Genomic DNA, 24786 nt, shown 5'->3' with positions numbered 1-24786 from the left:
ATTGACTTTATATCCAGATGTCATTATTATCTTACAGTATAAGATAAATACAGAAGGTGGTACGGCAATGGACTATAAAGCATCGGCAACCGAACTATTCGAGTGTATCGTCAAATCGCGCAAACCGGCATTAGAGGAACGAGTGCATTTCTCTCGTGGTGAAATGGGAATTCTCATTGCTTTGAGTCATCAGGACGGGGTTACTTCGGGCCATTTGAGCGAATACTTGTCCGTCAGTACGGGACGGATAGCAACGGCGCTGAAAAGTTTGGAGAAGAAAGGGTTGGTTGTACGCCGTACGGATGCCAACGACAAACGTAAGGTGATTGTATTCATTACGGATTCAGGCAAGCAATTTATGATTGACAGGTATAACGAAGGAGTCGCATGGAGCGAGAAAATCCTTCGAAAGCTGGACGAACAGGATGCCAAAGAGTTTATCCGACTCATCAAGCTTATTGTCTCTAAAAGCTAAATTCCTATGTAGAGGACGTATGCAGGATACGTTAATTGCACCAAACACCTAAGATTTTCAGATAAAGGAGAACAACAGAATGCTGAAGATATTCAAATATCTCAAGAAAAATGAATGGATGTTCGTGCTTTGCAGCTTGGCCTTCATCGTTGTGCAGGTGTGGCTGGATTTGAAGTTGCCTGATTATATGGCCGAAATTACAACCAAGCTGCAAACTGCAGGAACGCCGATGTCGGAACTGCTGATTCCTGGTATTTATATGCTGTTATGTGCTGTCGGGAGTATGATTGCATCTATTATTGTCGGCTATTTTGCGGCAAAGGTCGCGGCAGGGCTGGCCATGCGCCTGCGTGCGATGGTCTTTGACAAGGCCTTATCTTTTTCGATGGAAGAGATGAACAGCTTTTCAACAGCCAGCCTTATCACCCGTTCCACGAACGATGTTACCCAAATTCAAACGGTGGTTGCGCTGGGGTTGCAGGTGATCATCAAGGCGCCGATTCTGGCCGTGTGGGCCATTGCAAAGATCGCAGATAAAAACTGGCAGTGGACCGCCTCTACAGGAGTGGCTGTGGCTGTCCTGATCCTGATGCTGAGTGTCATTGTTATTTTTGCTCTCCCCAGTTTCCAAAAAATCCAACGTCTCACTGATAATTCTGAACAGGGTAACACGTGAGCATCTGACGGGGCTTCGCGTAGTGCGTGCTTATAATGCAGATCAGTATCAGGAGGAGAAGTTTGGGCAGGCCAATACCGAATTGATGAATACAAACCTGTTTGCGAACCGGTTAATGACAATGGTTGGTCCGGGCATGACCTTTATTATGTCGGGTCTGAGTGTCTCGATCTATTGGATTGGCGCTTACCTGATTAACGGAACGGCCGTGCCGGACCGCATTTCGCTATTCTCTAATATGGTCGTATTCTCATCTTATGCGGTGCAGGTGGTCATGGCCTTTATGATGGTAAGTATGATATTCTTCCTGATGCCTCGAGCTTCGATTTCTGCCAAACGGATTATGGAGGTATTGAATACCGAATCCCGCATCATTGACGGGCATGAGACAGCTGGAGAAGAGGGCGTTATGGGTCAGGTGGAATTCCGTAATGTCAGCTTTAAATATCCGGATGCGGAGGAGCCTGTGCTTCGCAACATTAGCTTTACGGCAAAACAAGGCGAGACGGTTGCCTTTATTGGCGCAACAGGCAGCGGTAAAACCAGCGTAATCAATCTGATTTCTCGTTTCTACGATGTGACTGAGGGAGAGGTACTCGTGGATGGTGTGAATGTCAGAAACTATAAGCAGCAGACACTCCATAACAAAATCGGGTATGTCCCACAGAGAGCCGTACTTTTCAGCGGTACAGTGGCATCCAATGTTTCGTATGGCGATAACGGAAGAGCAGAAGCTTCGGAGAAACTCGTCAAAACAGCCGTGGGGATTGCCCAAGGCACGGAATTTGTTGAAAAAATGGACGGTCAGTATCAAGGACGGATTTCACAAGGTGGAGCGAACGTGTCCGGTGGTCAAAAGCAGCGTCTGTCCATTGCGCGTGCCATCTACCGTCAGCCGGAGATTTATATCTTCGATGATTCCTTCTCGGCATTGGACTACAGAACAGACCGGATTCTGCGCTCGGCGCTTAAACAAGAAACCGGCCATGCTACGACACTCATTGTTGCTCAGCGCATAGGCACCATTAAGGACGCTGACCGGATTATCGTTCTGGACCAGGGCGAGATTGTAGGGAACGGCACACACAAAGAGCTGATGGCGAATTGCAGCACCTATCAGGAGATCGCTTATTCGCAGCTTTCGAAGGAGGAACTCGTACATGGACAAGAATGAACACACCGTCGGCAGTAAGCACATCGAAATGAAACAGCGAGGTCCCATAGGTAGAGGTCCTACGGAAGGGATGGGAACTGGTAAAAAAGCGAATGATTTTAAAAAGAACATTCGCCAGCTCTTATCCTACATCAAGGCCTATATGCCTATGATCATACTCTCAATGGTGCTGGCGCTGGCCGGTTCCGTCTTCAACGTGATTGGTCCAGATAAGCTCAGCGATATTGCCAACCTGATCCAGGAAGGAATCGTAACAGGGATTGATGTGAATGCTGTTCAGAAGATTGTTCTTGTATTGGTAGTTTTGTATGGTCTCGGCCTTATCTTTAATTATTTCCAAGGATTCATTACGGTAACCGTGTCACAGCGTCTTACAAAGAAGATGCGGACAGAGCTGTCCCGAAAAATCAATCATATGCCTTTGAAGTATTTTGATGCTACGAGCTATGGTAATGTGCTTAGCCGTGTGACCAATGATGTCGATACGATTGGACAAACGTTAAACAACAGTCTCGGCACGCTTGTCAGCGCACTGGCAACCTTTGTGGGTGCATTGATTATGATGCTATATACGAACTGGATCATGACCATTACTGGGATTGTAGCTACGCTGATCGGTTTTTCACTGATGACCGTAATTATGAAGCATTCACAGAAATATTTTGTAGCACAGCAAGCAGAGCTTGGCCAGATCAACGGTCATATCGAAGAAACCTATGCTGGGCATAACGTAGTCAAGGTATATAACGGAGAAAAAGCAGCCAAAGAAGTGTTTCATGGCATTAATGGCCGCTTGTATACAAATGCATGGAAATCCCAGTTCATGTCTGGCCTGATGATGCCGGTTATGATGTTCATCGGGAATTTCGGTTATGTTGCGGTCTGTATCGTGGGCGCTTTGCTGGTGAACCAACATGTTATAACGATCGGAACTATCGTGGCCTTTATGGTGTATATTCGTCTGTTTACACAGCCTTTGTCACAGTTGGCGCAGGCTGCAACCAATTTGCAATCGGCGGCAGCTGCTAGTGAACGTGTATTCGAATTTCTGGGTGAAGAAGAATTGGTGGATGAGAGCGACAAGACCATGAAGCTGGATAACGCCAAAGGGGATGTCGAATTTAAGCATGTCCGTTTCGGTTATAATGAAGACCATATGATTATCAAAGATTTCTCTATGAAAGCTGAAGCTGGTCAGAAAATTGCCATTGTTGGCCCTACAGGTGCCGGTAAGACGACGCTCGTGAATTTGCTCATGCGGTTCTATGAGCTGAACGGAGGGGAAATTTATATTGATGGAACTCCGATCAGCCAATTAACACGTGAGAATGTTCATAAATTATTCTGCATGGTACTGCAGGATACATGGCTGTTTGAAGGAACGATTCGTGAGAATATCGTCTTTTCCAAAGAGCATGTTACCGATGAACAGGTAGAAGCCGCATGTAGAGCAGTGGGTCTGCATAGCTTCCTTAAAACTTTACCGCAGGGTTATGATACAGTGCTAGACGACAAAGCTAATCTCTCTGCCGGTCAAAAGCAATTGATTACCATTGCAAGAGCCATGATTGAAGATGCGCCCATGCTCATTCTGGACGAGGCCACAAGTTCGGTCGATACGCGTACGGAGTTACTGATTCAACAAGCGATGGACCGACTTACTGTTGGGAAAACCTCCTTTGTGATTGCCCACCGTCTCTCAACGATTAAGAACGCCGATCTGATTCTGGTTATGAAGGACGGTAACATTATTGAAACGGGTAATCATGAGGAATTGCTAGGTAAAAACGGATTCTATGCCGATTTATACAACAGCCAGTTTGAACATGTATCCTGAAAAGTACAATTTTAGGGAAACACGATAGGAATCATCAATATCATATCAGGGTAAAAATGAAACGTGTTTGGATGACCCCTTCAAAGGGCGACCCAGACACGTTTTTTTATAAACTACTCAGTTGTAAGATATCGCAATTGTAATGTTATCCTCTCTAACCTTTTTGGTATAATGAGTCCAAATTGGAGTTGAGGAGTGAAAACAGATTGTCTGGTGTAATTTCTAAGGCTGTTCAAATTTTGGATTTGCTGCTTCCGCAAGGCACTGAGAAAGATATGAGTGTGACGGAAATAAGCAAAGCGTTAAATATGCCGGTGCAGAGCGTGCATCGCTTGCTTACCTCATTAGCGGAACATGGCTTTGTGGCCCAAAATACAAAGACGAAACGTTACAAGCTTGGTCTGTCCATTATGAAGTACGGTTTTTTAATGTGGGACAGTTTAATGTTGCGTACCATCGCAAGACCTTTTATGGAGGAGATATCGAAACAAACAAAGGAGACTGTATATTTATCGGTTCGAGAAAATGCAGAAGGAATTTACATTGATTCTGTCGACTCACCACAAGTCTTGAAAATATCAGAACCCATTGGGCTGCGTTTGCCATTGTTTATAGGAGCCTCTAATCGAGTTATTCTGGCTTTCCTGAACCCAATGCTGCAAAAAACAATCATGGATTCCTTCGAATGGAGTGAGGCTACTTCTTTAAAAGCATTTTTACGAAAAGATGTCGAACAAGAACTTTTGACGATTAAACAGAATGGATATGCTATTTCAATAAGCGAGGCAACGGAGGGAACCACAGGAATCGGCGCTCCTATCTTCTCATACGAGAACACCGTAATCGGTTCCTTGAATGTTGCTGGACCTTCGATAAGATTTGGGGAAGTTAACATCGAAAAGTATTCAAACATGGTGAAAAAGTATGCTAACCTCATATCCAACGAGCTTGGCTATCGAGGACGTGTTAGGTAGTTTGGCTTGCTTAGAAACACCTATTCATTGCACATCATCTGCCTTATCAATTCCTGTTTCGTTATTCAGGGAAGTGATGGGGAATAGTTATATTTTTTGTTATCATCCCATTATTCGGGATAATCATATTGTTAATACTGAAAAGTGAGATAATATATGATTATTCAACAAGAGGGGTGAGTGTATATGAAGATTGTTGTATTTCGTCACTTTTCATTTGACGATCCATCCGTAATCGCTTCGTGGTCCAAACATGCAGGTCACGAACTAATCGTGCAGGATCCTGCCCAAGGTATTGATAAGAAGTGGCTTAAAACATTAGATCTCCTTGTGATTTTGGGCGGACCCATGAGTGTTTACCAAGAAAAAGAACATCCATGGCTTATTGAGGAGAAGGCGTTTGTAAAAATTGCAATCGAAATGAAGAAAAAAGTACTAGGAATTTGTTTAGGGGCTCAGATGATATCGGAGGTTTTAGGAGGATCCGTATTTCCAAACCGCGAAAAGGAAATTGGCTGGCATGGCTTCCATAGGACGCAAGAATACCATGCATGGTTAGCTAAAATTCCCGAAAAATTCACTTCATTCGCTTGGCATGGAGATACGTTCACGTTGCCTGATGGGGCCCAGCATCTCATTTACTCCGAAGCTTGTGAGAATCAAGCCTTTGCGTATGGAGAACATGTTCTAGGTTTGCAGTTTCATTTGGAATCTACCACTGATTGTATCCAGCAAATGCTTGCAAATTGGTCGCATGAGCTTTGGGATGCACCGTTTATTCAAACCACTTCCTTGATCAGAGAAGGTATAGATCATTGTGAGCAATCAAAAATGTTATTGTGGGGAATTCTGGACCAAATTGCGTTAGCCGCTTAGGAAGCGATAAATCAACATGGGAATGGGATCGGGAGCTGCACGAATACAAATTGCCTTGGGGGTAGTTTCATTACAAGCTTGGCACAAAAACGATTCGATTTGTACAAAGTATCCATCACACGACAAATATGTTCGGTACTTCCACTGTGTCAATATTCACTCCATTATTTAAGGTCAAGTCGCCAAAACTTAAAAAAATAGCAAGTCTTCCTGCCACATGGAGACTTGCTATTTTGTGTTTTCGGGTCAATACATTTTACAAAAGTAATGGTCCAAAAGTTATAAATTCTCTAAAAATCTAAACTTTTAATGAAAAATCAAAACGTTTCTATTAATAAAAAAATAAAATTTATAGCTGAAATGAGAGAATATTTAATTTAAATAGAAATTTCAAGAGAAAATTTAAAGAAAATTCCGCTTGGAAAATAGTTCAAAAGAGCTAAAAAAATCACTATCTATTTAAAAAGTGAAGAGTTATTAATTTTGAATTAATTCAGCTTGAGTAAATAAATACCATGATTTAGGTAGTTAAAGATAATCGCTGAAAAAGTTGAAAATTGTCGGATGGTGTCGGGAACGGTTTGTTACATTTGTGTTAATGATATGTAATGTAAAATTTGTTTTGGTGCAAGGGGTTTGGAGTTTCATGCAAGCATACATCATTTTTATTTTATCGGTTATAAAATCAAAAATTTTGTTCTAAATCACATTAACTTGTCATGCTTAGTATTCAATTTAATAAAAAAGTGCAATTCTTGCATTTAAAGATATAAATATAATAGAATAATATGGGCTGTTTAATAATTTTATGAAATCTATCAATTTGGAACTTATGTCCCATGTTAATTGGTTTTAAAGTTTGTATATTTAAAATAGCTAGAAAGTATTGGGAGTAAAGAAGATATATAAGGATTTATTTCTATATTATGGACAGCAAGAGGATGTTAGAAATTTTTATGGCGACTCGGTCGTGTCTTGGCTTTTGAAAATCGTGTTCCAATCTGACTGAGAAGACCCAGCTATTTTGTTTCACCGGACATGAGAGCATTGCCTAAAATGGCTTCATAAGTACATAAGCTGTTTTCTTTTGTAGACACTGTAGGGAGCACTGACTGTATCCAAAAATCATGGCAGTTGTATAAACAAGACTGCAAGATTATCTGTCCATAGCATCATTCCGGTAAATCTGTCCCATATCTTCTGTATTCCAAAGACAAATCCTATTTATTCAGATTAACCTTTCACCGAAGAGCTTCATTTGATGCAGAAAACACCTGAAGAAGTACTGTAAAATGCACGGTTAGTTCAAATGATTATGCCCGTTTGTGCACAGATTTTGAGGAGTGCGAAACGTTTCCTAGCAGCGTGGAAACTTCGCTAGCTCTTTCGATGACCGTCGCTTTTTTATCCATGTACAAAATCAGGAAGTCATAAGCGCAATCGTGAGTTTTTGCCCCCTTCAACCTAGAATTACGCTCCTAACCACGGTGCAGTAGCTCATGCGTCTCATAGCATCAATACCCTCAAGCTAAGATTCAGACAGCACACATCACGACACACTACGTTGTTAACATTGCGGCAACCGTTCTACAACCCACCACCAAGATGCACTCACAGCATAATTCAAAAATGTCCCCATTCCATGCACATATTCATACATCCAGAGTCAGAGTTTTTTCACCATGTCTGCCCAACTAAAAAAGCTTGCACTGCGAAAGTGTGAGCGAAGAAAAGAAGATGTACTTGTTTTGATCAAAACCAGCTTCTCGAAGCTCCGGGGGCTGAAGGGTACCAGCTTCCTGATAGGAGAAGGAGAAACGGTAACGATTGTCGTCGCGTGCCGTGGCGGCAAAAGCATAATTATCAAACTGCTACAACAAACATGCGCACTCAGATCTTAATGGTGTATCAGGAGTGGTCGCTTTTTACTGACTTCTATTGGCAATTTAATGCCGGAGAAAAGGCTCGCATGACCGTTCCTTGCCAAGGGAGGTCATTTAAGCAGAGTTACTTTTACCCATATCTATTTTGCGAGGAGAGATACGTATGACTCAGCACAATGTTCAATTGTTTACATTAAGCCAGCCACAGCAACGTATTTGGTACACGGAGCTTGTGTATCCCAATCGCAACACATCTACGATTATTACCACTGTTAAAATCAAGGGAACGGTTCGCATAGATGCATTGCAGGAGGCAATGAACCGGGTGGTTGCACAAAACGATTCTTTTCGTATCAAAATCACGGTTCGGGACGGCATTCCCTATCAATATGTTGAGCCGTTTGCTGCTCAAAGCATAGAAACCCTTCAGGTTACTCCAGAGGAAGCTGAGCTATGGGTGAGTCATCATAATGCCCAGCCGTTCCCCTTACTGGATTCGCAGTTGTATCGATTTGTTATTTTGCAGCTGGGGGCAGAAGACACCTGGTTTAGTTTCAAGATGCATCATATTATTTCTGACGGCGTTACCATGGAGCAGGCCATTAATGAAATTACGGGGAACTATATGAATATTGTACATGGTACAGGTTCAGATACGCCGGTCCCAGCGAACTCATATCTCGATTTTATTCAGACGGAGCAAAGCTATGAGCAATCAGAACGCTACCAAAAGGACAAGGTGTACTGGACGGAGAAATTTGCCGACTTGCCGGAGGTTACAGGTTTAAAGTCTTACAATCCGCTCACGATAAGCACGGCTGCACACCGAGAGGTTTATACACTGGAGCACGAATTATATCGTGGTGTCACGGCTTTTTGCGAGGCGCATAACATCAGTATTTTTACATTTTTCCTGGCCGCATTGTATATTTTTTTACATAAAACGACAGGTGAACAAGATTTAACCGTTGGTACATTGTATGCTAACCGCACGTTAAAGAAGGAAAAAAATACAATGGGCATGTTCGTCAGCACTGTGGCTACACGTCTGCAAGTTGAGCCGGAATCCGAGTTGCTCACTTTTCTACACGGTGTTGGCAAGGAGCAGGCGTCCATTTTGCGGCATCAGCGTTATCCGTATAACAAAATCATGCAGGATTTGCGTGAACAGCAAAGCGGCACGGATATTGGCCGCTTGTTTGGCGTTACCATTCAGTACCGTACGCTGAGCTTCTCTCGTTTTGATGAAGCCATTCAGCAGGTACATACTGATTTCTGCGGAGATACGGTGAGCGACTTCGATATTGCCATGATAGACATGCTGGATGACGATAAACTTGTATTGCAACTGGATTATCGGACTGAGCTGTTCAGCGAGCAGGAGATCGCCCGAATTATTCGCCAATTCGTGAGTGTGGTAGAGCATATGGTGAAAGGGCCACAGAAGCGGATTCAGGAGTTGTCACTGATGAGTGACGAAGAGCGGACTCAAATTATGGATGTATTTAATGCGACAGCTGTCCCCTTTCCACAAGATGCGGGTATTCATGAGCTATTCGAGGAACAGGCAGAACGTTCGCCGGATCAGACAGCGGTTGTATTTGGAAATCAGAGTCTAACTTATCGGGAACTGAATGAACGATCGAATTCATTGGCACGAATCCTTCAAGTACAGGGAGTAGGACCTGACAAGCTGGTTGGCCTGATGGTACAACGCTCAGTGGAAATGATTGTAGGTCTGCTGGCCGTTCTAAAAGCAGGCGGAGCTTATGTGCCGATTGATCCCGAATTTCCGTCATCTCGTATTGAATACATGATGGAAGACAGCAAAGCGGCAGTGCTTCTGACCAGTCGTGATCTGGCAGAAGAGCACCCTTGCCATGCCAATGCTATATTTCTTGAGGATGCAGCATTGTATCAGGGAGAAAGCAGCAACCTGCAGGCGATTGCTCGCCCAGAGCATTTGGCCTACGTCATCTATACCTCTGGATCAACCGGAAATCCAAAAGGAGTTATGCTCCAGCATCGCTCGGTCCTCAACTTTATTACCGGGATGCGTGAAATCATTGACTTTGAAGCTGGCAAAACCATTTTGTCACTGACAACCATTTCATTCGATATTTTTGTCTTGGAAACCATCTTGCCGCTGCTGACTGGAATGACGGTTGTGCTTGGCGACCACCAGCATCAAGTGGACCCTCAGGCACTGGGTGAGTTGATTACCCATCATCATATTGAGATGTTGCAAATGACACCATCCCGGCTGCAGATGCTGCTGGATCATGAAGCAGGTTCCCACGCGCTACAGGGTGTGAAGGAAATCATGGTGGGAGGTGAAGCCCTTCCTTCCAAGCTTTTGGGAGCGCTACAAGTAATAAATGGTCTCCGTATTTATAACATGTACGGACCTACAGAAACGACAGTTTGGTCGACTGTACAGGAACTAACTCATGCTCAAGAAATTAATATAGGACGTCCCATCGCGAACACCCAAATATATATCCTAAATACGAGCGGGGAATTGCAGCCAGTCGGTATACCGGGAGAATTATGTATAGCAGGGGAAGGGTTGGCCCGTGGGTATTGGAATCGCGAAGATCTGACGGCCGAGAAATTTGTGGAAAATCCGTTTGCTGGAGGCAAAGCGGGCTATGAACGGATGTATCGTACAGGTGATTTGGCCAGATGGACACTGGACGGCAATATTGAATATTTGGGACGAATGGATCACCAGGTTAAAATCCGGGGCTACCGGATCGAACTGGGCGAGATCGAATCACAGCTTTTGCAGGTGGAGTCGGTACGAGAAGCGACCGTCGTGGCTCGTACGGACGAAACAACGGGCCAAAAACAAATGGTAGCGTACTATGTGGCCAATCAAGCCATGGAAGCTAGTGAACTGAGAAGTGAGCTGGGGCAGGAGCTACCAAGCTATATGGTGCCGTCGTATTTCATTCAGTTGGAGCAGATGCCGCTGACACCGAACGGTAAGATCGACCGCAAGTCCCTACCAGCACCGGAAGGCAGCCAGCAAAGCGGAGCGGATTATGAAGCGCCGCATACCGCGCCAGAACGGGCACTCGTCGCAATCTGGCAGTCCATCTTGGGCGTGCCAACCGTCGGTATTTTGGACAATTTCTTTGACCTGGGCGGCGATTCGATCAAGGCGATTCAAATCGTATCCCGTGCGTTCCAGGCAGGCTACAAGCTGGATATGAAGGATCTGCTTCGGTGTCCAACCATCGCAGTATTGGCACCACTTATGACAAGTCGTATGGCAGATCAGGGAGAAGTGAGCGGGGAAACGGCATTGCTTCCGATCCATCATTGGTTCTTTGAACAGGAGCAAGTGGACGCGCATCATTTTAATCAGGCGGTTATGCTGCACCGGGAGCAGGGCTTTGACGAAGCTGCTTTGCATCAAGCGCTAATCCAGTTGACGGAGCACCACGATGCATTGCGGATGGTGTTCAGGAAGACCGAGCAAGGCTACCAAGCGTGGAATCGCGGAATACAGGAAGGCGAGCTGTATCATCTGGACGTGCTGGACTTTATGGCTCTGACAGATGAAGCCATGTTGAGCACGACGATTGAGGCGAAAGCAACTGAAATCCAAAGTAGCATGAACCTGTCCGAAGGACCGCTGGTAAAGCTGGGTCTGTTCCGTTGCACCAATGGAGACCATTTGTTGGTAGCGATCCACCATTTGGTGGTCGACGGCGTGTCTTGGCGTATTTTGCTGGAGGATTTGGCATCCGGCTATGAGCAGGCTTTACAGGGCGAGTCTGTCCGTTTGCCGAATAAGACGGATTCCTTCCGCCTGTGGGCAGATCAGCTGTCAGCTTATGCGAACAGCACTGCGTTGGAGAAGGAACGGGCATATTGGGAGCAGGTGGAGCGAGCTGGTGCTGCACAAGAGGCATTACCTAAGGATTACACTCGTAAGTCTCAGGCCAAGCCACAGCTTCGCGATGATCGGACACTGACCGTAGCGTGGACGGTCGAAGAAACGGAACAATTTTTGAAACAAGCCCATCGGGCCTACAATACAGAAGCAAACGACCTGCTGCTGACAGCTTTGGGTACGGCCGTTCAGGAGTGGGCAGGCATCGGTCAGGTGCTTGTGAATCTGGAGGGTCATGGACGGGAAGCCATTTTGCCGGATATGGATATTACGCGCACCGTCGGTTGGTTTACCAGCCAATTTCCAGTGGTCCTGGATATGGGCGAGGACCGGAATGTGGGACAGCGTGTCAAGAACGTCAAGGAAGGGCTACGCCGTTTGCCGCATAAAGGGATTGGATACGGAATTTTGAGATATCTTGCTGACAGGGCAGAAGAAGCCACTTTTGTGGCCGAGCCGGAAATCAGCTTTAACTATCTCGGCCAATTCGATCAGGATTTGAAGCAGAATGCATTCCGTATGTCTCCTTATTCCGTCGGAGCTTCCATGAGTGACACGTTGACCAAGCGGTATGCTCTGGATATCAACGGCATGATCACGGACGGTGCCCTGGAACTGACGATCAGCTACAGCAACAAAATGTTTATGAAAAAATCGATTAAAAAACTGGCTGATCTGCTGCAGGAGAGCTTGCGTGAGGTGTTGGCTCACTGTGTGGCCAAAGAGTTGCCGGAGCTGACCCCAAGCGACTTGTCCTTCCAAGGACTGACGGCTGTAGAGCTGGATCATATTGTAGAGCAGACGGCTGCTGCTGGAGAACTGGAAAACATTTATTCGTTAACCCCTATGCAAAAAGGCATCCTGTTCCACGGCTTCATGGAGCCGCAATCCGGGGCATACTTTGAGCAGGCGACATTTGATCTGCAAGGCAGCTTCCAAGTGGAGGCTTTTGCTGAAAGCCTCAATCAGTTGGTGGAACGCCATCAAATATTCAGAACAAATTTTTATAGTGGCTGGAATGAGCAGCCTTTACAGGTAGTGTACCGCCATAAAGCGGCTGGATTCCGGTTTGAAGATATACGTTCAATGGGACAAGAAGAGCAGGCCGCATACCTTGCTGATTTTGCGGAACGTGACAAAGCGGCAGGCTTTCATTTCAGCTCCGGCGAGCTGATGCGGGTGTCTATTTTACGTACAGGTGAGGAGTCGTACCGTTTTGTGTGGAGCTTCCATCATATTTTGATGGACGGCTGGTGCTTGTTCCTGGTTGTCGGGGAAGCGTTTCATACGTACTTTGCCATCCTTGAAGACCGCAAGCCGGAGCTTGCCCCGGTAACGCCATACAGTGAATATATTGAATGGCTGGATCGACAGGACAACGCGGAGGCAGAACGGTTCTGGAGCGATTATTTTGCGGGCTTTGAGCAGCAGACCGTATTGCCGCAGGTCAAACAGCTGGACGGTCACGCTAAAGCATATGAAGCGGACAAGCTTTCATTTACACTGGGCCGTGAAGTGACGGAGCGGATGAACAAGCTGGTTAAGCAAAAGCAAGTGACGGTCAACACATTCCTGCAAGCAGCGTGGGGCGTTGTGCTACAGCGGTATAACAACAGTCGGGATGTGGTATTTGGCAGTGTCGTATCCGGCAGATCAGCAGATATTCCGGGCATCGACAAAATGATTGGGTTGTTCATTAACACCGTTCCTGTACGGATTCACAGTGAGAAAGAGATGACATTTGCTGGGCTGATGAAGCAGATTCAGGAGCAGGCACTGGCTTCCCGTGCCTATGAAACCTATCCGTTATATGAAATTCAGGCCCTGACCGAGCAGAAGCAGGACCTGGTGAACCATATTATCGTGTTTGAAAACTACCCCGTGGAACAGCGCATGGAGCAGATGGGTAGCCGCGGGAACAATGGCTTTACGATTGCCAATGCTTCCATGTCAGAGCAAACAAACTATGATTTCAACATCACCGTGGTGCCAGGCGATGAAATCCATGTCCATTTGGAGTACAACGCGCAGGTGTTGGAACGTACAGCTGTAGAGCAAATCCGTGAGCATTTGCTGCATATGATTGAAGAAGCGATTCACCGACCAGATGCACTGGTGGATGAGCTTGAGCTGGTGACTGCTGCGGAAAAAGCGAAAATCATCGATGGTTTTGGATCAGTAGGCGTAGCTGCATGGAGTGATGAAAAGGAATCGGAATTGTTGTTCCACGCCTATGTGGAAGAACAAGCGCAGCTTGTGCCGGATCATGTGGCCGTTGTATACGAGGAGCGGCAGCTTACGTACCGCGAGTTGAACGAGCGTGCGAACCAACTGGCCCGTAGATTGCGGAATGAGGGCATTGGACGCGAATCGATTGTAGGCATCTTGAGCGAGCGTTCGGTAGACATGCTGGTCGGCGTACTAGCGGTATGGAAGGCTGGAGGCGCCTATGTACCGCTGGATGCAGACTATCCGTCCGAGCGCATTCGTTTCATGCTCGAGGACAGCGGTGCGACGGTGCTGCTCACGCAAATCGGCTTGCAGGAGCGTGCACAAGCATGGCTCGCGGAAAGCCGGCGGGCCTTGGTCGGAGGGCAGACTGAGGTTGAACTGGAAACAGCGGCTGGCGCTGAAACGATGGAAAGAGACCGCCTGACTGAAGGCGTAAGCTTGAAAGCAGATTCGAAGTCTGACAGCGAAGCAGCATCTGAACCGGTAACTGGGCTGCGTCTGCGTACTGTATTGGCACTTGACGATGAGTCGCTGTACACCGGGGATACCACGGATATTGAACGTATCAACGAGCCGCAAGACTTGGCGTATGTGATCTATACGTCGGGGACAACGGGGCGTCCAAAAGGCGTCATGATCGAGCATCGCAGCTTGGTGAACACGGCTGCCGCGTATCGCCGGGATTACCGTCTGAACCAGTTCCCAGTCCGATTGCTGCAACTGGCCAGCTTCTCCTTCGACGTGTTCGTCGGCGATATTGCACGGACCCTTTATAACGGCGGCACGATGGTCATCTGTCCGAAAGAGGATCGCATTGATCCAAGCCGTCTGTACGGCTGGATTCGTGATTATCAAATCACCGTGTTCGAATCGACACCAGCCTTGATCGTACCGTTTATGCAGCATGTGCATGAACACGGGCTGGACATGAGCAGTCTGGAGCTGCTGATCACCAGCTCAGACAGCTGCAGCGTGACGGATTATCGGGTGCTGCAAGAACGGTTTGGTGCGGACATCCGCATCATCAACAGCTATGGTGTCACGGAAGCGGCGATTGACTCCAGCTTCTACGACGAAGAGCTGTCGAAGCTGCCAAGCAGTGGGAATGTGCCGATTGGTCAGGCATGGCTGAACGCACGCTTCTACATCGTGGACAGCCAGCTGAATCCGGTGCCGATTGGCGTACTGGGTGAGCTGTGCATCGGCGGTGCTGGCGTGGCACGGGGATACCTGAACCGTGCGGACCTGACGGCGGAGAAATTCGTAGCGAACCCGTACGTACCGGGTGAACATTTGTATCGCACCGGCGATTTGGCACGGTGGATGCCAGACGGCAATGTAGACTTTATCGGCCGGATGGACTATCAAGTCAAAATCCGGGGATATCGGATCGAGCTGGGCGAGATTGAAACGGCGATCCAGCGGATACCGGGTGTGCGTCAAGCCGTAGTCATCGACCGGACGGACGAGCGTGGACACAAGTATTTGTGTGGATACATCACGGGAGAAACCGAGCTGCGGATCGAGGAAGTACAGGCCGCGCTGGAAGCCGGACTGCCAGCGCACATGGTGCCTGCACGGCTCATGCGACTGGAGACGATCCCGCTGACCAGCAACGGCAAAATCGACCGCAAGGCTTTGCCGGAACCGGAAGGCAGCATTCATACCGGAGCAGCCTATGTGGAACCGCGTACTACGGTGGAGCAAGTACTGGCTGCGGTATGGGCCGCAGTGCTTGGCGTGGATGCCGTAGGCACGCAGGATAACTTCTTTGAGCTTGGCGGCGATTCGATCAAGGCCTTGCAAGTATCCTCCCGCTTGCTGCAAGCAGGTTATCGACTGAACATGAAAGACCTCTTCAGCCATCCGACGGTAGCGGCACTCAGTCCATTACTTCGTACCGATGGCAAGGTGGCCAGTCAGGAAGAGGTCGTAGGCCAGGTGGAACTGACACCTATTCAGCGCTGGTTCTTCGAGCAGCAGCCGGCTGATCTGCACCACAGCAACCAGGCGATGATGCTGTACCGAGCTGGGGGCTTTGACGTCGAAGCGCTGCGCCGTACGATGGACCGTATGGTCCAGCATCATGACGCATTGCGCACGGTATTCCGTGAGACGGAGCAAGGCTATGTTGCTTGGAACCGCAGTGTAGAGGAAGGCGAGCTATACACGCTGGACATTGTAGATTTCAGCAGAGTGGAAGATGAATCCAGCGCTATCGAAGCCAAGGCGAGTGAAATTCAAGCCAGCATTCATTTGAGCGAGGGTCCGCTGGTGAAGCTCGGTCTGTTCCATTGCGCGGAGGGCGACCATGTATTAATCGTCATTCATCATTTGGTGGTGGACGGTGTATCATGGCGTATTTTGCTGGAGGATTTGGCATCCGGTTATGAGCAGGCTGTTGCAGGTCAAACCGGCACAGCTATTCGGCTGCCGCATAAAACAGATTCGTTCCAGGTATGGGCCAAACAACTGTCAGCCTACGCCAACAGTGCAACGATGGAGCAGGAGCTGGCTTACTGGCAGCATATCGAACAAGCCGAAGCAAGCCTTGCGAAGCCTTTGCCGAAGGATTTTGCGAATGATAATGCACGGCTCGGAGACAGTGAGATGGTGACGGTCCGCTGGACGAAGCAGGAGACGGAGCAGCTGCTCAAACAAGCTCATCGCGCGTACAACACGGAAATGAATGACCTGTTGCTAGCCGCGCTCGGAAAAGCGGTGTATGACTGGTCTGGTTCCGAACGGGTGCTGGTCAATCTTGAGGGCCATGGACGGGAAGCCATTGTACCGGATGTGGATATTACGCGTACGGTCGGCTGGTTTACGAGCCAGTTCCCGGTTGTCCTGGATGGAAGTCTGGGACAAGGGGGACATACTGCTCGCCTGATCAAGCGGACCAAGGAAGGGCTGCGTCATATTCCGCAAAAAGGCATCGGATATGGCATTTTACGCTACCTGTCGGGTCTAAATGTGCTAGAGAAAGCAGGCGTGCAGTTAGAGACTCAGCCTGAGATCAGTTTTAACTATTTGGGCCAATTCGATCAGGATTATAAAGGCAACGATTTACAGCCTTCATCCTATTCCATCGGTGTGCCTGTCAGCACGAACGCGACTATGGATTTTGCGCTGGATATCAACGGATTAATCGAGGATGGCGAGTTGGTGTTCACGATCCGCTACGGTACAACGCAGTTCCGTCATGAAACGATTGCACGGCTGGGAGAGCTGCTGGCATCTGGCTTGCGTGAGCTGATTCATCATTGCGTCACCCAAGAAAGAACAGTGCTGACTCCAAGTGATGTGCTGTTAAACCATGTAACGCTGGACGAACTGGAGCAATTGGTGGAAGATACGCGAGATCTGGGCGAGCTGGAAAATGTGTATGCTTTGACACCGATGCAAAAGGGTATGCTCTTTTTCAGCCTGATGGATGAGAATTCGGCGGCTTATTTTGAGCAGGCATCCTTTGAGCTGAATGGGCGCTTCGATGTGGTTACTTTCGGTAAGAGCTTGGATCTGCTCGTACAGCGTCATGAGGCCCTGCGGACGAACTTTATCAACTCATGGAAGGATGAGCCTGTACAGGTCGTCTTCCGCAATCGCAGCGGACAATTATACTATGAAGACCTGCGCGGACTGGAAAGAGAAGAACGTAAAGCACGTGTGGAGGCATTTACCCTTGCCGATAAAGCGAAAGGATTCCGTCTCGCGGAGGACGCACTCCTTCGTATCTCAATCCTACAAACCGGGGATGAAACGTATCACTTTATTTGGAGCTTCCATCACATTTTGATGGATGGCTGGTGCTTGTCCTTTATGACCCAGGAAGTATTCGGTAGCTATCTGGCCCTGCGTGCGGGTCATGAGCCCGTGCTGGAGCCTGTCACGCCGTTCAGTCGTTTTATCGAATGGCTGGAACGTCAGGACCGTGAGGCAGCCCTGCAATACTGGCGTGGGTATCTGGCGGACTACGAGCAGCAAATTACGCTTCCGCAGCAAAAAGCACAGCCGAAATCGATGCAAGCCGGGGAATATATCGCTGAAGATCTGGATTGCGAATTCCAGCCAGAGCTGGTTGACCAGATCGAACGGGTGGCGAAGCAAAATCAGGTGACGATCAACACGCTGATTCAGACCGTATGGGGCGTTCTGTTGCAGAAGTATAACAACAGTACGGATGTCGTGTTCGGCAGTGTTGTATCCGGCCGTCCAGGGGATATTCCAGGTGTGGAGCACATGATCGGGCTATTTATCAATACAATTCCAGTGCGTGTGCAGTCTGAACCAGGCGAAAGCTTTGTTGAGCTGATGAAACGAACACAGCGGCAGGCGCTGGCTTCCAATGCCTACGATGCGTTCCCGCTGTATGAAATTCAAGCGCTGACCGAGCAGAAGCAGGATTTAATCAACCATATTATGATATTTGAAAATTACCCGGTGGAGCAGCAGGTAGAGCAACTGGGCAGTGATGGACAGGATCCCTTCACAATTTCAAACGTGGTGTCTACAGAGGAAACCAACTACGATCTGAACGTTGTCGTGATGCCAGGTGAAGGCATCAAGATTCGTTTTATGTATAACACGCTCAGCTTTGATCAAGCAGGTATTGAGCGTCTGTATGGACATTTTGCACGCCTGCTGGAGCAAATTTCGCTCAACCCGCATGTTCGGGTGGAAGAGCTGGAACTACTCACAGCAGCGGAAAAACAACAGATTACAGCGGCTTTTAATGATACCGCTTGTACATTTCCGTCTCATCAGACGATCCATCAGCTGTTCGAGGCTCAGGTGGAGTGTACACCAGATCAGGTGGCATTGGTATTTGGACATCAGCGTCTGACGTATCAGGAGCTAAATGAACGGGCGAATTCGCTGGCACGAGTGCTTCAAGCACAGGGAGTAGGACCTGACAAACTGGTCGGTCTGATGGTACAGCGCTCCGTGGAAATGATCGTAGGTCTGCTGGCCGTGCTAAAAGCAGGTGGTGCTTATGTGCCGATTGATCCCGAATTTCCGTCCTCACGCATTGCATACATGCTGGAAGACAGCGAGGCCGCAGTGCTTCTGACCCGTCGTGATTTAGCAGAAGAGCACCATTGCCACGCCAATGCCCTATTTCTTGAGGATGCAGCATTGTATCAGGGAGAAAGCAGTAACCTGGAATCGATCTCCAGCCCAGAGCATTTGGCTTACGTCATCTATACCTCTGGTTCAACCGGAAATCCGAAAGGAGTTATGCTCCAGCATCGCTCCGTCCTCAACTTTATCACAGGGATGCGCGAAGTCATTGACTTTGAAACGAGCAAAACGATGTTGTCACTCACGACCATTTCTTTTGATATTTTCGTCTTGGAGACGATCCTGCCACTGCTAGGTGGAATGACGGTGGTGCTTGGCGACCACCAGCATCAGGTGAATCCTCAAGCGCTGGGTGAATTGATTGCTCATCATCATATTGAGATGTTGCAAATGACGCCGTCCCGGTTGCAAATGCTGCTGGGTCATGAAGCAGGTTCCCGGGCGCTGCAAGGCGTGAAGGCCATTATGGTGGGGGGCGAAGCCCTGCCGTCCAAGCTGCTTGCAGCACTGCAAGAAATAAACGGTCCCCGGATTTATAACATGTACGGACCTACAGAAACGACGGTGTGGTCGACCGTGCAGGAACTGACCCATGCTCAACAAATTAACATCGGACGTCCTATCGCGAATACCCAAATATATATCCTGAATGCGAATGGGGAATTGCAGCCCGTCGGTGTGCCGGGTGAGTTATGTATTGCCGGGGAAGGCTTGGCTCGCGGGTACTGGAAACGTGAAGAACTGACGGCCGAGAAATTTGTAAATCATCCGTTCGCTGGTGACAAGGCAGGCCATGAGCGAATGTATCGTACAGGCGATTTGGCGAGATGGATGCCGGACGGTAACATTGAATATTTGGGGCGGATGGATCACCAGATTAAAATCCGGGGCTACCGGATCGAACTGGGCGAGATCGAATCGCAGCTGCTGCAGGTGGAGTCCGTACAAGAAGCAGTCATCATGGCCCGCACGGACGAAACAGGTCAAACCCAGCTCGTGGCGTACTACGTGGCAAGTCAAGAGCTTGGAGCTAATGAGTTGAGACAGAAGCTGGGACAAGCGCTGCCAAGCTATATGGTGCCGTCGTATTTCATCTGGTTGGAGCAGATGCCACTGACACCGAACGGCAAAATTGACCGCAAGTCCCTGCCAGCACCGGAAGGCAGTCTGCACAGCGGTGCAGAGTATGCAGCGCCACGTACGGTAGCAGAACGAGCACTCGTAGCGATCTGGCAGTCCATCCTGGGCGTGTCAACTGTCGGGATTTTGGACAATTTCTTTGATCTGGGCGGCGATTCGATCAAGGCGATTCAAATCGTATCGCGTGCGTTCCAGGCAGGCTACAAGCTGGACATGAAAGATTTGTTCCGCTACCCAACCGTCGCAACACTGGCACCGCATATGCACGAGGTAAGTCGTAGGGTAGATCAGGGAGAAGTGAGCGGGGAAACAACTTTGTCTCCCATCCAGCATGGGTTCTTTGCCCAAAAGCAAGTAGACGCACATCACTTTAATCAGGCGGTGATGCTGCACCGGAAGCAAGGGTTTGATGAGTCCGCTTTGCGTCAGGCACTTGGCAAACTCACAGCGCACCATGATGCACTGCGGATGGTGTTCAGCAAGACCGAGCAAGGCTATGAAGCCTGGAACCGCGGAGTACAGGAAGGTGAGCTGTATCACCTGGACGTGGTGGACTTTACGAACTTGACGGATGAAGCCATGCTCAGCGCAGCCATGGAGGCGAAAGCTAGTGAAATTCAAAGCAGTATCCAGCTGCATGAAGGACCGCTGTTGAAGGCTGGTTTGTTCCACTGTGCAGATGGGGACCATCTGTTGATGGTAATTCACCATTTGGTCGTGGACGGGGGATCATGGCGCATTTTGTTCGAAGATTTAGCTGTAGCCTATGAACAGGCCATCCGTGAAGAGACGCTCCAGTTACCGGACAAAACAGATTCATTCCGTTCCTGGTCACAAAAACTTTCCGTCTATGCGAATAGTGCAGCCATGGACAGCGAATACGCCTACTGGAAGCCATGGAACGCTGCTGCTTTGGCTGACCAAGTACGTTTGCCTGAGGATCAAGCGGAGGTCGAACCGTTTACCTTGGCTGACACGGATACCGTGGTCTTCCAGCTTACGGAAGAAGAGACAGAAAAACTATTGAAGCAAGCACACCGCGCGTACAACACGGAAGTGAACGATTTGCTGCTGACTGCACTAGGCATGACGCTGTACACGTGGACGGGCCATGAACGCAGTCTGATTCATTTAGAGGGACACGGACGGGAGAACATTTTGCCGGATACAGACATTTCTCGTACGGTAGGCTGGTTTACGAGTCCATATCCGGTGCTGCTGGATATCGGTCGTGGTCATGCTTTGTCGGATCGAATCAAACAGGTCAAAGAGAGCCTGCGTCAGATTCCGAATAAGGGAATGGGCTACGGAATCTGGAGATATTGGAGTGAATCTGGTCAAGCGATTCAGCAAGCAGATGTACTGAACCTTGGTCAACATCAAGCTTTTGCCGAGCCACAAGTAAGCTTTAACTATCTCGGACAGTTGGATCAAGACTTGCCAAACAGCGATATCCGGATGTCTCCTTACTCGATGGGATCGGTCGTGAGTGACCGGACGAAGATGAAATATGCGCTCGATGTGTGCGGGATTGTCACGAACGGCATCCTGGAATTCGACATTCGGTATAACGGCAAAGCCTTCCGTAAGGATACGGTCCAAATGTTAGTCAATCTGCTGAAAGCCAATCTGCTTGAAGTGATCGAGCATTGTGTGACACGGGAGCGGACCGAATTGACTCCAAGTGATGTGCTGTTCAAAGGTCTGACCCTGGAGCAATTCGATACGATTAAGGAGCAGACAAAGGCGGTTGGGGAATTGGAAAATGTGTACCCACTGACCCCCATGCAAAAGGGAATGCTGTTCCATAGTTTGATGAATGCAGAAACCGGCGTGTATTTTGAGCAGGCAACCTTTGATCTTGAGGGCCTCTTTGCACCGTCCATATTCGAGGAAAGCCTAAAGCTGCTGGTTAGTCGCCATGCGATATTACGGACGAATTTCTACAGCGGCTGGCATGGACAACCCTTGCAAATCGTCTATCGCCATAAAAATCCGAGCTTCCGTTATGAAGATGTCAGAGGGCGTAAACACGCTGTAGCTGAATTTGTGACTCAGGACAAAGCTCGTGGCTTTGATTTAAGCAAGGATGCGCTCATGCGCGTAGCTGTCTTCCGCACGGATGATCGCTCATACCGGTTTGTATGGAGCTTCCATCATATCGTAATGGACGGCTGGTGCCTGTCCCTGATGACGGACGAAGTGTTTGGTGCATATTTTGCCTTGCTGGAGAACAAGCAGCCAGAACTCGCACCTGTCAAGCCGTATAGTGACTATATCGAATGGTTGGAACACCAAGATGCACAGGAAGCATCTCGTTATTGGAGTGACTATTTGGCAGGTTTTGAGCAGCAAACCTTGTTGCCTGGTGAGAATGCGCAAGTTTCTGTAGCAGAACGGGATGACGACACAAACAGAAGCGGTCAAAGTTCAAATTCCGGCTATGTTTTGGAAAAGCTGCCATTTATGTTGGGTAAAGAACGAAGTGCCGCCTTAAACCAAATGGCCAAGCAACAACATGTAACGATTAACACATTGCTGCAAAGCGTTTGGGGCGTTATTTTACAGAAATACAATAATCATCAGGATGTCGTGTTTGGTAGTGTGGTATCTGGTCGTCCGGCAGAAATTCCAGGTGTGGAGAGCATGATTGGTTTGTTTATCAACACGATTCCGGTACGCATATGCAGTGCACCGGATGCTACATTTGCTGACGTATTGCAGCGTACACAGGAACAGGCTTTGGCCTCCAGTGTCTATGACACGTTCCCGCTCTACGACATTCAGGCACGGACTGAACAAAAACAAGACCTGATCAATCACATCATGGTCTTTGAAAACTATCCCATCGGGCAGCAGATGAAGCAGATGGGCGGTTCCGGCGAAGCGGACGCACAAACAGGCTTCTCTATTGCCAACGTAGCACTTGCAGAGCAAACCAACTACGATTTTAACCTGATTGTGGTGCCTGATGAAGATATCTCTATTCTGCTTGAGTACAATGCGCTGGTGTATAACCGGTCTGCAATGGAGCGTATCTATGGTCATATCAACCACGTCATCGGGCAAATCGTGAACAATCCGCATATCCGTGTGAATGAGCTGGCATTGGTGACACCGGAAGAGCAGGCACAGATCGTTCAGGTGTGGGGAGATACAGCGGCAGCTTATCCGCAGGACCAAACGCTAAGTGCGCTATTCGAGCAGCAGGCAGTGAACACACCAGAGCAAGTGGCGGTGTTGTGCGGAGCGGAGTCGTTGACCTACGCGGAGCTGAACGAACGAGCCAACCGTTTAGCGCGGACGTTGCGTGCGCAAGGGGTTCAGCCGGATCAGCCCGTGGGTATTCTGGTCCACCGTTCACTGGACATGATCGTAGGCATCTATGCGATCCTGAAGGCCGGCGGAGCCTATGTGCCAATTGATCCGGAATATCCGGCTGACCGCATCCGCTTTATGCTGGAGGACTCGGGCGCGAAGCTGGTGCTGACGCAAGCGCATCTGGCGGAGCAAGCGTCGCTGAGTTTCGATGGTCAGGTGCTGGTGCTGGATCGTCAGGAGCAAGATGGCAAGCACATTTACCACGAAGACGGCTCAAATCTGGAGCCCCTAGCTGGACCGCATCATGTTGCCTATGTCATTTATACCTCCGGTTCGACCGGAAAACCGAAGGGCGTGATGGTGGAGCATCATTCCGTGCTGAACCGGATTTTGTGGATGCATGATCGCTATGGCTTGAGTGCAGAAGATACGATCCTGCAAAAGACCGCCTTCACCTTCGACGTGTCGGTGTGGGAGCTGTTCTGGTGGTCGATGGTCGGCTCGAAGGTGAGCTTGCTGCCCGTGGGCGGGGAAAAGAACCCGGAAGACATCGTGGACACGATTGCCCGTGATGGTGTGAGCACGATGCACTTTGTGCCCGCCATGCTGCATGCGTTCCTGGAGTATGTGGAGCAGCAGCCGCGGGAAGTGATGCAGGCGAAGCTGGGCACGCTGCGCCATGTCTTTGCCAGTGGTGAAGCGTTGCCGCCACAGCATGCGGCCCGGTTCCAGCGGCTCGTGTCGAGCCTGGCCGGAGCGAAGCTGGTCAACCTGTATGGACCAACCGAAGCGACGGTGGACGTATCGTATTTTGATTGCGAGCTGGATGAGGAATATACGGTTATCCCGATCGGGAAACCGATTCAAAATATTCGTCTGTACATCGTCAAGGAAGGCACGGAGCAATTGCAGCCGATTGGGGTTGCAGGGGAACTGTGCATCGGTGGTGTCGGCGTAGCCCGCGGTTACCTGAACCGTCCGGAGCTAACGGCAGAGAAATTCGTTGCCGATCCGTTTTCGGGTGGGGAAGCAGGCTATGAACGGATGTACCGGACCGGCGATTTGGCGAGATGGATGCGGGACGGGAACATTGAGTATCTGGGCCGGATCGACCATCAGGTGAAAATCCGGGGCTACCGAATTGAACTGGGCGAGGTCGAAACACAGCTGCTTCAAGTGAAATCGGTACGAGAAGCGGTGGTCATGGCTCGT

General features: G+C 48.8%; 5 protein-coding genes and 1 pseudogene (1 of these 6 cut by a window edge). All 6 read left to right on the top strand.

The window, feature by feature from the left end:
- The first annotated feature begins 67 nt into the window (after nt 1-67).
- On the top strand, nt 68-475 hold the full coding sequence (locus tag ACXHJ1_RS19720; RefSeq protein WP_045245283.1) for a MarR family winged helix-turn-helix transcriptional regulator: 408 nt from the start codon (nt 68-70) through the stop codon (nt 473-475).
- 79 nt (nt 476-554) lie between these two features.
- Nucleotides 555-2325, top strand: a pseudogene (locus tag ACXHJ1_RS19715) (ABC transporter ATP-binding protein).
- Complete coding sequence (locus ACXHJ1_RS19710) at nt 2312-4162, top strand: ABC transporter ATP-binding protein (protein WP_019687274.1); 1851 nt, start codon at nt 2312-2314, stop codon at nt 4160-4162. Before ACXHJ1_RS19715 ends, ACXHJ1_RS19710 begins: the two are co-directional and overlap by 14 nt.
- A gap of 206 nt (nt 4163-4368) precedes the next feature.
- Nucleotides 4369-5136, top strand: coding sequence for an IclR family transcriptional regulator (locus ACXHJ1_RS19705; RefSeq protein WP_016818807.1), 768 nt, complete (start codon nt 4369-4371; stop codon nt 5134-5136).
- A 186-nt stretch (nt 5137-5322) separates the two neighbouring features.
- A complete protein-coding gene (locus ACXHJ1_RS19700; protein WP_019687275.1) occupies nt 5323-6012 on the top strand; it encodes a type 1 glutamine amidotransferase in 690 nt (229 codons plus the stop codon).
- Nucleotides 6013-8058: 2046 nt separating this feature from the next.
- Nucleotides 8059-24786 carry the 5' end (the start) of a non-ribosomal peptide synthase/polyketide synthase gene (locus tag ACXHJ1_RS19695; protein WP_457905093.1) on the top strand. 25563 nt of this gene lie beyond the right edge of the window, so 16728 of the gene's 42291 nt are visible here — the first part of the coding sequence; its start codon is at nt 8059-8061; its stop codon lies off the right edge, out of view.

This window comes from Paenibacillus sp. ALE2 (assembly GCF_054113385.1).
The sequence above is the reverse complement of the archived record's forward strand: the minus strand, read 5'-3'. Positions and strand labels throughout refer to the sequence as shown.